The 12,667-nt window shown below is 66.6% G+C and carries 8 protein-coding genes; 6 read left to right on the forward strand and 2 right to left on the reverse strand.

Features of this window, described 5'->3' with window-relative positions; genetic code table 11:
- Positions 1-23 precede the first annotated feature (23 nt).
- Positions 24-989, forward strand: a complete 966-nt coding sequence (locus tag LT988_RS13505) for a L,D-transpeptidase family protein (protein WP_232406091.1) — start codon at positions 24-26, stop codon at positions 987-989.
- Here the strand turns inward: LT988_RS13505 and LT988_RS13510 are convergent.
- Positions 968-1,165 (reverse strand): alanine-zipper protein, encoded by a 198-nt coding sequence (locus tag LT988_RS13510; RefSeq protein ID WP_007192175.1) that lies wholly within the window; start codon positions 1,163-1,165, stop codon positions 968-970. The two genes, LT988_RS13505 and LT988_RS13510, sit on opposite strands and share 22 nt — an antisense overlap.
- 437 nt (positions 1,166-1,602) lie before the next feature.
- Here LT988_RS13510 and LT988_RS13515 point away from each other — a divergent pair, with 437 nt between their 5' ends.
- Genes LT988_RS13515 through LT988_RS13535 form a run of 5 tightly spaced genes read left to right on the forward strand, consistent with a single transcriptional unit; the run spans position 1,603 to position 6,629 of the window.
- Entirely contained in the window at positions 1,603-2,214 is a 612-nt protein-coding gene (locus tag LT988_RS13515; RefSeq protein ID WP_232410585.1) for a chorismate--pyruvate lyase family protein, read from the forward strand.
- Positions 2,215-2,266: 52 nt separating this feature from the next.
- On the forward strand, positions 2,267-2,965 hold the full coding sequence (locus LT988_RS13520) for an RDD family protein (protein WP_232406092.1): 699 nt from the start codon (positions 2,267-2,269) through the stop codon (positions 2,963-2,965).
- Positions 2,962-3,948: a stage II sporulation protein M gene (locus LT988_RS13525; protein WP_232406093.1), complete on the forward strand. Its 987-nt coding sequence runs from the start codon at positions 2,962-2,964 to the stop codon at positions 3,946-3,948. Before LT988_RS13520 ends, LT988_RS13525 begins: the two co-directional genes overlap by 4 nt.
- Positions 3,938-5,479 (forward strand): DUF4129 domain-containing protein, encoded by a 1,542-nt coding sequence (locus LT988_RS13530; protein WP_232406094.1) that lies wholly within the window; start codon positions 3,938-3,940, stop codon positions 5,477-5,479. The genes LT988_RS13525 and LT988_RS13530 overlap by 11 nt, the downstream gene beginning before the upstream one ends.
- The gene (locus LT988_RS13535; protein WP_232406095.1) at positions 5,469-6,629 is read left to right on the forward strand and encodes a DUF4350 domain-containing protein; all 1,161 of its coding nucleotides are present in this window, start codon (positions 5,469-5,471) and stop codon (positions 6,627-6,629) included. The genes LT988_RS13530 and LT988_RS13535 overlap by 11 nt, the downstream gene beginning before the upstream one ends.
- A gap of 445 nt (positions 6,630-7,074) precedes the next feature.
- Here LT988_RS13535 and LT988_RS13540 read toward each other — a convergent pair whose 3' ends face one another.
- A complete protein-coding gene (locus LT988_RS13540) occupies positions 7,075-12,540 on the reverse strand; it encodes a RecQ family ATP-dependent DNA helicase (protein WP_232406096.1) in 5,466 nt (1,821 codons plus the stop codon).
- Positions 12,541-12,667: the final 127 nt, after the last annotated feature.

Here is a 12,667-nt window from a genome sequence, read left to right on the forward strand (position 1 = left end):
CCGATACAGAAGCGAGAGAATCTATGAGCGATATTGTTCTTGACCGACGCAAACGCGCCTGGATCGCCACGGCGGTCTGCGCGTCTCTGTTGGGCGTCGGGGTCATCGACGGTGCCGGCGCCGAGACCTTCCGCCTCGAGAACCCGAATGACTCGGTGGTGGGGGTTCCCTTCTACTTCAAGGCGCGTGCCCAAGATACCTTGCTGGACGTCGCACGCCAGAACGGGCTGGGTTTCGACGACATGCGTCAAGCCAACCCCGAAGTCGATATCTGGGTGCCCGGTGAAGGCACGCCTGTCATGGTTCCGGCCTTCTACGTGCTTCCGGACACACCGAGGACCGGCATCGTGATCAATCGTGCCGAAAAACGCCTCTACTACTTCCCGCCGAATGATCCCAACGAGGTGCGGATCTACGCCATCAGCGTCGGCAAAGACGCGATGGGCACTCCGCTCGGAAGCTTCACGGTGATCGAGAAACGCAAGGATCCGACCTGGACGCCCGGGCCGAACGTGCGCGCTGCTCACGCGGCATACGGCGACATCCTGCCGGCGGTCGTCCCGCCGGGCCCCGACAACCCGTTGGGCAAGTATGCCATGCGTTTGAGCCGTCCCGATTACCTCATCCACGGGACGAGCCAGCCGTGGGGGCTCGGGATGGAGGTCAGCGGGGGCTGCATCCGCATGTACCCTGAAGGTATCGAGGAGCTCTACGGTTTGACCGATATTTCCACGCCAGTGAACATCATCGATCAACCTTACAAGGTCGGATGGCGTGGAGACGAGCTTTACTTGGAGGTCCAGACCGGCGAGAAAAGCGTGCGCCGGACCGCGAGAGAGGTGATCCCTCAGTGGGTGAAGGATTCCGAAGGCGTGACGATCGACTGGGAGGCGGTGGAGAGAGCCGTGCGTGAAGACACCGGCATCCCACAACTCGTGGGAAGCCGGCGCAGTCCCTCGGAAGGGTCTTACTTGCCCATGATCTTCTGATACATGCGGTCAAGACGCTCGGTGTTGGCGTTACAGCAAGCCTGGGCACTGTTGGCAGTGTCCATGGCCTGCTGAGCCATGTCGCGAGCGGTCTGGTCGGTGGTGCAACCGCCCAGCAAGGAAACGCCGAGAACGGCAACAGCGGACAGGGAAGCGAGCTTGACGATCTTGGTCATCGTTTTAAATCTCCTGAAGTTGGCCACTAGGCCCTATGTATATAACACATAACCACGGGTTTTTCCGAACCTCGGGCCCCGCCCCGCTCGGGCGCGCCGGGAGGGGGTGGGCCGGAGGCAGGCCGTTGATCGCGCATTTGTTGCTTTTGCCCCACTCGAAGGCGGGTGAGACGCCGCCTACAGACGCGGATCATCGTACAGATTGAGGCAAATTTGACTACGTATCAAGTCCGCAACGGTGGTCCAGGCCATTTTTTTTCCGCGAGGTATCGAGAACGCTTGCCGAAAGGAAGGCGAAGCGCGCCTCGCGGATCGAGATGGAGCGTCACGGAACCCCGGAGCTGGAACGCCGCACCCTTGTGGGGCAGAATCGCGCTCGGTCGATGATGCCGACGCCCCGTCGTGCGACCGCCCTTGTCGGCCCGAAGGAGATGCAGATGCGCCGTTACTACGGTCGTTCGGTCGAAGAACCGGGAGCGCGATCCGCGCAGGCCTCGTTCCGCTGCGATGGGTTTGTCCGCGACGGCGTCATTGCCGCACCTCCAGGGGATCCGGTGTCGCTGAAGACGCTACCGCCCTTCCTGCGTGCGCTCTTGGTAACGGACGGCACCGTGACCAAGATCCTGGAGGCCTATTTTTGGGAGCCGGTCACGGTCGATACACTCGAGCAGCGCTTCGAGACCGCCGAAGAGACCGTTCCCGCGATCCATGTCGCCCCCGGCGATCGCTGTCTGATCCGCGATGCGCGGTTGCGCGGAACGGATTCGGGGCGAAATTTTGCCGAAGCGTTTTCGCTGATTCGAACCGAGTTTATTCCCTCCGGCTTCCGCCAGCGCTTGATCGATCGCGAGATCGGCATCGGTGTGTTGATTCGAGACAGTGGTTTGGAAAGCTATCGCGAGGTCTTAGACGTCGGCATAGAGGTGGATTCGGACGGCCGCCGCGCTGTATGCCGAACCTATCGCATCATCATCGAGAGGCGCCCGGTGATCCTGATTACCGAGTGTTTCCCCCTCGCGCTCTATGCCGGGGAGCCGGGCGTCGCCTGACCGGGCCCGATCTTCGCGGTCCTCCAATCTCATCCCACTTCCCGAACGGATCATGTCGCCTCCCATCGATACCGTTCGGCTTCACGAAACCCCGGAAGGTGTCGATCTTGCCCTGCGGGTTGCCGGTCCCGCGCCGCGCTCCATCGCCTATCTTTTGGATATCGTGGTTCGCTTGGCGCTCTTGCTTGTCGTGATGCCGCTCGCGGCCTTTTCCGGCTTCGGCACCGGGCTGATCCTCCTCGCCGTCTTCGGGCTCGAATGGCTCTATCCCGTGGCCTTCGAGGTGCGCAGCGGCGCCACGCCCGGCAAGCGACTGATGGGCCTGATGGTGGTCCATGACGACGGGACACCCGTGCGGTTGCCCGCGTCCCTGATCCGCAATCTGCTCCGTGCCGTGGATTTTCTCCCGATGCTCTACGGCGTCGGACTCGTCAGTATGCTCGTGGATCGCGACTTTCGCCGTCTCGGCGATCTGGCCGCCGGCACCCTGGTGGTCTATGCCGATACGCCGCCGAAGACACCGAAGATCACGCGGGTCGAACCGCAAGCCCCGCCCGCCGGTCTGCCGCTCGAGGCGCAACAGGCGATCCTGGCCTTCGCCGAACGCGGTCATGCCATTTCCGAAGCACGCCGGATCGAGCTGGCCGAGATCCTTGCGGGCACCGTCGGCGCACGGGGTGGGGCCGCCGTCGCGCTGCTCAACGCATGGGCCGCATGGCTCGCCCGCGGGGCGCCGGAGGGTCGCGGATGAAACAGGACGCCTTCGAGGCCGCCGCGTTGCCGATCTGGACCGACTATCGCGCCATGCTCGACGCACTCGAGAACCCGCGGCAACGGCGAGCACATGCCCCGGCCTTGACATCGTTTCCGCAGCTGCACCGACGGTTATGCAGCGACTATGCGCTGGCCCGCAGTCGGCGCTACAGCCCTGGGTTGATCGCCGAGCTCGAGGTGCTGGTGAGGCGGGGTCACCGCCAGCTCTATCGGCGACGGTCCGCCCCGCTGCGTTCCATGCTCGATTTCATGGCCCTGCGGTTTCCCCGGACCTTGCGTCGCCATTCGACGGTCTTTTGGATCGCGGCGGCGCTGTTTTTCCTGCCGATGATCGGGATGGGGATCGCGGTTCATCAGGATGCGGATCTCGTTTACAGCGTGCTCGATGCCGAGCAGGTCGCGGATCTCGAATCGCTCTACGACCCTGCTCGACACATGCCGGGACGCGGCGGCGAGCGGCAGGCGGACACGGATGTGGCCATGTTCGGTTTCTATGTGATGAACAACGTCGGGATCGGTTTTCGCACCTTCGCCGGCGGCCTGATCCTGGGGCTCGGCAGCCTGGTCATCCTGCTGATCAACGGGTTGTCCATCGGCGCCGTCGCGGGACACCTGACCCGTTTGGATTACGGCGCCACCTTCTGGCCCTTCGTCAGCGGTCACGGACCCTACGAGCTGACAGCGATCGCGATCTGCGGTGCGGCCGGACTTCTCCTCGGACAGTCACTCTTGGCCCCCGGGCAGCGCACCCGACTCGCCGCACTCCGCGCGAACGCACGCGATGCCGTGATCCTCGTCGGCGGTGCAGCGATTCTGCTGGTTTTTGCCGCAGTGATCGAGGCCTTTTGGTCGGCCGGGCCTGCGCCGACGGCGTTGAAATACGGCGTCGGTGTCCTCGGATGGATCCTGGTTGCGGTCTATCTCGCGCTGGCCGGACGGGCGAGCGACCATGCGCATTGACGCCATCGGTGCGCGTTTGCGTCCGCGCCGCCCCTGGGAGGGAGTCGATCTGGGCTTTGCGCTGGGGCGACAGTGGTTCGTGTCGCTCTGGATCCTTTGGTGGATGACCGCGCTGCCGTTCGCTTTGCTTCTCGCGGTGTTGACCGGTGGACGACCGGACCTCTGGTTGGTCGCCGTCTGGTGGTGCAAACCGCTGTACGAGGCGCCGCTGCAGTCTTGGGCGGGTCGTGCGCTTCTCGGCGAGCGTCCGGAACGTGCCGAGCGTGTCGGCATCATTCGGGCGGCCTTGACGCGACACATCCTGCCCTTACTCCTCTGGCGTAGATTGGCACTTCGCCGCTCCTTTCTGATGCCGGTCACGCTCTTGGAGGGTTTGACCGGTGCTCCGGCTCGGCGCCGTCGCGCGGTTTTGAGCCACGGCATCGGCGCACCGACCTGGCTGACCCTGATCTGCTATCACTTCGAGGCCATTCTTTGGGGCGGCGTGCTGCTCGCGTTGGTCTTCCTGGTCCCCGAGGAGCTGCCCCGTCTCGATCTGACCGCTGCCGTCACCGAGTCCGACTCCCCGGTCTATTGGATCAGCGCCGCGGTCTATCTGCTCGCCTTTTCGGTGATCGCGCCCTTCTATGTTTGCGCCGGCTTCACCCTCTATCTGACCCGTCGCACCGAGCTGGAGGCCTGGGATCTGGAGGTTGCCTTTCGCCGCGCGCGCGACGAGCAGGATGCGGCCGCCCGGGCGGCCGGGAGCCTGACCTTGGCCGGTCTCTTGGCCATCGTGATCCTGTCCTTGCCGAGCACCTCCGCCGACGCGTCCACACCGCGCGACCCCGTCCTCGATGCCGCTCTCGATCCGGGCGAAGCGCAGGTTCTCATCCGGGAGATCCTGGCGGCCGATGATTTTGGAAGTACGCAAGAGGTGACGCTTTGGCTGCCGGTCGAGCGCGACCCGGCCGAGTCTGTCGAGGGCTGGATCTGGCCGAGCGCGCTCGGCTCGCTGGCAGTGACGCTTGCCGAGATACTCAAATGGTCTCTGTTCGTCCTGGCGCTCGCGGCACTCGTTTGGCTGGCACTCAAGGTCATTCAAGGGATGACGCGAACGCGGCTCCGATGGCGCAGGCCGAGACGCGGATCGCGAGGAGATGGAGACGGACCGGCGGTCCCGCTCGAGCATCTCGGCGCGGAGCCGTCTCCCGAGGACATCACGGCGAGTATCCGCCGCTTGATCGACAGGGGCGAGCATCGCGCGGCCCTCGCCTTGTTGTACCGCGCGAGCCTTGCCGAGCTGGCTCGGCAGGGTGTCGCGATCCCCTCGGGTGCGACCGAGAGCGATGCTCTGGAAATGGCAGCGCAGATCTTGCCGGCCCCGCGCGTCGGTCTCATTGCCCGTTTGACCGGGCATTGGAGCCGCGTCGCCTACGCGCATCGGCAGCCTTCAGGCGCCGAGCTCATCGCACTGCTCGACGACTGGTGTCGTGCGCGGGATCTTGCGACCGGACCGACCCGAGATCCGGGACCGTCTCGTGACGTCTGAGCGCCGCGTTCTCAGGTTGGTGGTCTCCGGGTTGATCCTGATCCTCGTCGCCCTGATCGCTGCCGTCCTGAGTCAGCTCGAGCGCCGGACCCTGGAGATCGAAATCGGCCCTTCCGAAGAGACCGTGCGCAACCCCCTCCTCGCGGCGGAGCGCTTTCTCGCACGTCTGGCGATCCCGGTGTCGAGCGAGAGCGGGCGCGAGCGTCTGCGCCATCTCCCGCCCACGACCGACACGCTGGTCGTGCGACACACGGGCGCTCTCGCGCCCGAGCGCCGTCGGGCGCTCGACCAGTGGATGAGGGACGGCGGGCGCCTGGTGGTCACGGCGAGCGATCCGAATGCGGGGCCTGCGGAGGAGGGCGACCTCATCGCCGGGTACGGGGTCCGCCCCAACGCCGAGAACGCGGATCGGAACGCAGCCGATGATCGAACCGAGGTTCTCGCCGAGATCCAGGTCGGAGATCCGGAGCGCCCGCTCCGGGTGGCCTTCTCGACCGAACGCTCTCTGCTGACGATGCGCGAGCAGGAGCCTGAAACGGCGATTATCGCGGGCGATCGGCTGCGTTTAGTGCGACTGTCCGTGGGCGACGGATCACTCACGGTGCTCGCCGACGATCGCTTCATGACCAACGCGGCGATCGGCGAGCACGACCACGCGCTCTTTATGACATACCTCGTCGATCTCGCGCCCGGCGGCAGCGTTTGGCTGCTCTACGATCGCAAGATGCCTTGGATCGGAGCCTTGGTCTGGTCCGCCGCGCCCTACGCGGTGATCTCCGGTGCCTTGTGTCTGCTCGCCTGGACCTGGTCGGCGGGTGCTCGGCTCGGACCGCTACAGCCAGTGCCAACCCGTGACCGGCGCGATCTCCTCGAGCATTTGGACGCGAGCGGCGACTTTCACTGGAGACACGGACAGGCCGATCATCTCATCAAGCCCACGCGCCGGCGCGTCCTCGAGCGCTGGCGACGTCGACGCCCGGATCTCGGCGGTCTCGATAACGCGGCGCTGGCCCACGCGATCGCAGTCATCGCGGACGAGGATCCGGACGCCGTCGTCCGGGCGCTCCATGTCCATGCGGAAGATGCCGATGCCTTCGTGCGGCAAAGCGCACTGCTTCAGCGTCTGTGGAGCAAGGCGTCGAGTCGGTAGCGGGCACGCGCCCTAGTACCTCGTTCCACCTTATTTTGCATGCTCAGAGCCCCCCCAAAGGCGTCAGGGCAAGGCACAGACCGCGGGGAATAGTGGGTGCTATTTCCAAGGGCTGTAACGCTGCCCTGGCGCCTTTGGGGGGCTCCCGAAGGGGGCGAGGCGAGAAGCGTTCAGCGTCGTTGTTGCGCGAGCTTGAAAGAGGGTCACTCTTCCTTCACTCGCGCGCCTAGCCGCTGAACACTTCTCGCCTCGCTGAGCACGCAAAATAAGGTGGAACGAGGTACTAGGACGGACAAGCGCCGTAGGGTGGACGAGCGAGAGCGAAGTCCACCGAGGTCTGTGCCGGCGTTGGTGGACTGCGCTGCGCTTGTCCACCCTGCGGGTTTAGGCGCAATTCGACATCAAACGGGGCTTCACACCGGGCTTCCGCGACGCTGAACCGGCCTCAAGACCCGCGCCAGCGAATCTCCACCAGCGGCACCTCCCAGCGCTCCGAGCGGCAGTGCTGCGCATGCTCGGGCGTGTTTTGTCGGCTGTCGCGGCGGATCAGCGCATGGACGCGGATCCGCTCGATGCGATCGATGTCGGGGAGCCAACGGGCCGCCGCGCGTTTAGACAGGCGGGCGATGCGATGGCCGGCTTGGTCGAGCAGAAGCGTGTCCTGGCCGACCTGCTCCCAACGCAGCTCGTCGCCCGGGCCGAGTGCGGCCAGATGAGCGTGGATCGCCGCATCCGGGGACATCCGCCCGGCATAGCCGAGATCCAGGTCCGCCGGTGACAGGCGCGTGTAGCGACGCCCGATGACCTCCGCGGGCGGGGGATCCACGAAAGGCTCGACCTTGACCAGCCAATCGCCCTCGATCTCGGCCAGGTACGGGTGGCGGCTGCCGGCGATCGCCATCAGCGTCAGGGTCTCCTTTGCCCGTGTCATGCCGACATAGAAGAGGCGGCGCTCCTCCTCGTTGTGCGGATCCGGATCCCATGCGCCGTCGGCGACGAGGACATGAGGAAACTCGAGCCCCTTTGCGCCGTGCAGCGTGGTCAGCAGCAGACCCTCGCCGAGCCGGCGCTCGCGGCGCTGCTCGGCGAGGGTCTCGTAGCAAAACTCGGCGATCTCGACGGCGGGAACCTCGGTCGTACCCGCCTCGGCCTGCCAATCCCCGATCAGGCGTTGCAGGACGGAGCGCCAAGGGCTCGGGCGCTCCGGGAGCCAGTCCGAGAGTGCCCGGGCGCTCAGGGGCTCGCGTGCATGGCGTGCCAGATTGCTCAGGAAGGTGTCGATCTCGCGGACCCGGTGCAGGGGCGGTAGGTCGCCGGGCCAGTCGACCGGGATGTCTCTGTGCTCGCAGAGCGCACGGACCGGCTCCAAGATGGAATGGCGACGAGCGAGGACGGCGAAGTCCGACCAGTCGTGACCGCCGAGGCGCCGAAGCTCCTCGATGCGTGCGACCAGCGCGGCGGCCTGGCGCGCCGGATCGGCCACTTGGAGCACCAGCACACGTCCCTTTGCATGGCCGTCGAGGTCCTGCCAACGCCCGCCGGCGGCCCGCGTGGCGCGACCCCGATCGACCCGGATCGGATGGTCGCGCTTCATCCGTTCGCGGTTGTGCACGATCAATGCGTTCGCGGCGGCGACGATGTGGCCGGTCGAGCGGTAATTCTCGACCAGATGATGCAGCTCGGCGGCGTAGTCCTCTTTGAAACGGCGGATGCAGTCGAGGTTCGCGCCGCGGAAGGCGTAGATGCTCTGATCGTCGTCCCCGACGGCGATCAGGGTCAGTTTCTCCTCGTCTTGGTTCCGTCCGGCGATGGCCGCCACCAGCCGGTACTGATCCGTGTCGATGTCCTGATATTCGTCGACCAGGATGTGCCGATAACCGGCGAGGAGGCGTTCGCGCGCCGTGTCGGGCCCGATGCCGGGCAGGTCCACGCGGCCCTCGAGTAGGTCCACGGCCTCGGCGATGAGACCGTCGAAGTCGGGCGCGGCATCGGTGGCCGCCGCGAGACGCTCGGCGTAGGAGCGCCCCGTCAGGCGCATCGCAAAGCCGTGGTAGGTCTGTACCGTGACGCCGCGGGCGTCGTCCCCGACCAGCTGCGCGAGCCGGCGGCGCAGCTCCAGCGCCGCGCCGCGGTTGAAGCAGAGGACCAGGATGCGATGCGCCGGCACCCGCAGCACCCGCAGCAGATAGGCGCACCGGTGGACGATGACGCGGGTCTTGCCCGAGCCGGGTCCGGCCAGCACCAGACGGTTGCCGTCCTCGGGGGCGGCGACGATCTCGATCTGCTCGGGGTTGCCCAGATCATCGACGATCCGACAGAAGGACTCGGCGGTCGTCGCCCGCAGGAGCTGCTCGCGGCGGTCGGCGAGCCAGCGCTTGACGAAGGCCTCCTTGCCGAGCGTGAAATAGCCGGTGACCAGGCTCAGGGCCTGGCGGATCTTCTCCGCGCCCAGCCTGGCGTATTCGTTCATGACATGGATCTGGAACACCCGCTCGCGATAATGCTGAGCCAGCGGCTGATATTGGGCCTCGCTGTAGCGTCGTCCCTTGGCCTGCGGGAGCAGGCGCAGTGTCATGGCCGAGCGGAATACCGCGAATCCGCCTTGCAGGATGATGACGCCGTGCTCGTGTAGGAACAGCAGGCCGCGCTCTGCGGCCGCGAGCGGGTCGCGCAGCTCGGCGGACAAGGCCAGATCGCCGTGCAGCGCGCGGGTGAGCTCGTCGGTGCCGAAGGCCACCAGCAGCTCGCCGGAGGCGGGAGCGTCGTCCGGGAGCTTGGCCAGCAGGGTCTTGAGGATTCGGTCGGCCACGGCGCGACGGCGCTCGGCGGTGCGGTACAGGGTCCGCCAATCGCGATGCAGGCGCAGGCGGTAATGGTCACGGTCGGTCTGGTGCAGATCCAGGCTGCCGCGGGCGCCGGCCAGGCCGCGACCGTCCAGGGTCAGGCCCTTGAGCAGGTTGCGCAGGGTCTCGGGGTTGCTGTCGTGGCCCTGATCGAGGAGATGCTGGTTGAGACGCCGTAGCGAGAGCGGCAGCCAGACGCCGGTCTGCGCGTCAGGGTCCTGCTCGCGCAAGGCATCCAGCATCGCGCGCTCCAGACGTGCCACACGCGTGAGGACCAAGGCCGAATGGTTCTTGACCTTGTGGCTGACGAAGGCGGTGAGCTGAGGACCGTCGCGCAGGAGGCCGGCGCCTGCCATGTCGTGAAGCGTCCGCAGAACGCGCTGCGACGGGGTGTCGCCACGATCCCAGGACGGGACCGGCGCCGAGACTGAATCTGGCGCACCGGCCTGACCGTCCGCGGCGCGGACGAAGGCCGGCAGGCGAGCCAGCTCATCGGCGGTGAAGGCCTCGTCCGGCTCGGTGTTGAGCATCGCCTCCAGGATCGCCAGCCAGCGCCGACCCTGGGCGGCCGAGAGGCCCAGTCCGCGGATCTTCCGCTCGGCATCCTCCAGGCTCGCCACCGCGGGGCGGCCTTGGAAGACGAAGGTGCGGTTCTCGTTGCGTTCGACCAGGCCGGCACGTTCCAGCCAGGCGATGGCGATGCGTACCCGGGTGTCGGCGTCGCTCGTCTCGGGATCGAAGCCCAGCCGGAGATCCTCGTCGCGCAACAGCTCGCCGCTGGTGACCACTACGATGCCGTCGCGGTCGCGCTTGGCCCGGCGCACACCGCGCAGGATCTCGGCGATGTCGCGGCGCGACAGCTCGGAGAAGGATTCCATGCGAAACTGCCGCTCGATGTCCTGTTCGTCGTAGAGCAGAACACAGGCCGCGGGTTTGCGATCGCGCCCGGCGCGCCCGGCCTCTTGGATGTAGCTCTCGAGCGAGCCGGGGATGTCGGCGTGCACGACCAGGCGCACGTCCTCCTTGTCCACGCCCATCCCGAAGGCATTGGTGGCGCAGATCACCTGCAGCTCGCCGGTCACGAAGGCCTCCTGGATGCGCTTCTTCTCCGGCTTGTCGACGCCGGCGTGGAAGGCCTCGACCGCCCAGCCTTGGCGGCTCAGGCGCTCGGCCAGGGTCTCGGTCCCTTTGCGCGTCGAGGCGTAGACCACCGCCGCACCGCCGGTCGGGTCTGGATCCTCGCTGGATCTCGGCGCGCCGAGGTGCTCGGTCAGGATGGCGTGGATCCGGGCGTCCTTCTCGTGCTTACCGACGACCTGGACCACGAATTCGAGGTTGTCACGCTCGACGCCGCCCGCGTAATCGACCAGATCGAGACCCAGCTCCTCGCGAAAATAGGCCAGGATCTCGGTTTTCACGTCCCGCTTGGCCGTGGCCGTGAAGCAGGCCACGGGCGGGATCGGCACGTCTTGGCGCTCGGCCAGCGTGCGAATGAAACGCCCGGCATAGAGATAATCGGGGCGGAAGTCGTGGCCCCATTTCGACAGACAGTGGGCCTCGTCGAAGATCCAGCAGCCGATCTCGCGGCTGGCCAGCATGTCCGCCACCGATCGGTTGCGCAGCTGCTCCGGTGAGATGTAGAGCAAGGCAATATCGCCGAGGCGAACACGCTCCATCACGTCGCCGCGCTCCGGCGGGGTCAAGAGGCCGTAGATGGCCGCCGCACTGGTTGCGCCGGTCTTCGTTACCAGATTGTCGACTTGGTCCTTCATCAATGCCTGCAAGGGCGAGACGACGACGCTCAGCGTGCCGCGTCGATGCGCGCGTACCAGGGCCGGCAACTGAAAACACAGCGATTTGCCGCCGCCGGTCGGGAGGATCGCGAGCAGCGAGCGATCCGCGATGCCGTCCCGGACGACGCGCTCCTGCAGGCTCCCGCCGTCCTGCGCCTGCGGCTCGGCGCGGAAGGCGTCGAAGCCGAACCAGCGTTCGAGCTGCGCCCGCGGGTCGTGCACCTCGCGGCACCAGGGGCAGCCCGGGTCCTCGCAGGGGGTGTCCCGCAGGGCCTTGAGCAGCGTGACCGTCGCCGGGAAGCGATGCCGCACCCAGCGCGGAAGCACCGAGCTACCGCCGGCCACCTGAAGCCAGGCCGCGGCATAGGCGAGGACCGGGCGGCGGTCGGGATTCGCCAGATGATCCAGGATCAGGCACGGGGCGGCGCTCGAGCAGGCACGGTCCCGCCAGCGGGTCAGCAGGGTCTCGCGCACCTCGGTGACGCTCGGCAGGTCGCCCGAGAGCAACCGAAAGATTGCGGCCAGTCCGTCCCCGCCCGTGGCGTTGGCTTCCAGCAGGGTCGCGCCGCGGAAACAGAACTGGAAGACCCGGATCAGGTCGCGCTCGCCTTTTCCGCCCTCGCCCGCGGAGGTATTCGTGACGCTGGCCGGTAGGGTGGACGAGCGCGAGCGAAGTCCACCGAGGTCTTCACCGGCGCTGGCGTTGGTGGACTGCGCTGCGCTTGTCCACCCGGCGCTTGTCCGCGCTACAGCCTCGGCCGGCGACGTGCCCGAGTTGATGGGCGAGGTCTCGTCGGCAATCCCGATGGTGCAGCGCCGGGCCAGCTCTTCGAACTGTTCGCGTAAGACTTGCTCGGCCAGGCGGCAGTCCTGAACCGGGTCGGCGATGCTGTCGCGCACCAGCTTGTAGTCTTTGACCAGCCGGTGATAGGGGTGCGCCGGAAAGGCCAATGGGGACAGATAGAGTGTGTCGATGATGCGCCGTCCGAGCAGGTCCAGGCTCGGCGCTCGGGCCCGCAGTGTCGGCAGATCGTGTCCGAGCAGGTTGTGACCGATCACGAAGCTCGCATCGCCTGCGAACTGCACCAGGTCATCGAGTGCACGTGCCGGATCGAATCTCCCTTGGCGACGGAATTCGCGCCCCTGTCTGATCGCCCCGATCTTGTGGATGGCGCCGTCCGGCCCGGTCTCCAGGTCGAGCAGGAGCGAGCGCTCGATGAGCGAATCGATGCCGGATGTCGGTGGCGGCTCGGTTGTCGGGGCGTGATGGGGCACGGGTCTAGTGCGAGTCTGCTTCCATGAATCGTCCGCAGATTAACCCGAAACGCGTGCGACGTATCGGCCGAAAGACCGGAATCGGACCTCCAATCGCCGCGCCGTGCTTCAACGACCGACCTCGAGA

Source organism: Thiocapsa bogorovii, assembly GCF_021228795.1.
Taxonomy (GTDB): domain Bacteria; phylum Pseudomonadota; class Gammaproteobacteria; order Chromatiales; family Chromatiaceae; genus Thiocapsa; species Thiocapsa bogorovii.

Bases quoted from the DNA above. Each gene is read 5' to 3' on its own strand.
- LT988_RS13505 (WP_232406091.1), top strand. From the start codon at position 24: ATGAGCGATATTGTTCTTGACCGACGCAAACGCGCCTGGATCGCCACG.
- LT988_RS13510 (WP_007192175.1), bottom strand. From the start codon at position 1,165: ATGACCAAGATCGTCAAGCTCGCTTCCCTGTCCGCTGTTGCCGTTCTC.
- LT988_RS13515 (WP_232410585.1), top strand. From the start codon at position 1,603: ATGCGCCGTTACTACGGTCGTTCGGTCGAAGAACCGGGAGCGCGATCC.
- LT988_RS13520 (WP_232406092.1), top strand. From the start codon at position 2,267: ATGTCGCCTCCCATCGATACCGTTCGGCTTCACGAAACCCCGGAAGGT.
- LT988_RS13525 (WP_232406093.1), top strand. From the start codon at position 2,962: ATGAAACAGGACGCCTTCGAGGCCGCCGCGTTGCCGATCTGGACCGAC.
- LT988_RS13530 (WP_232406094.1), top strand. From the start codon at position 3,938: ATGCGCATTGACGCCATCGGTGCGCGTTTGCGTCCGCGCCGCCCCTGG.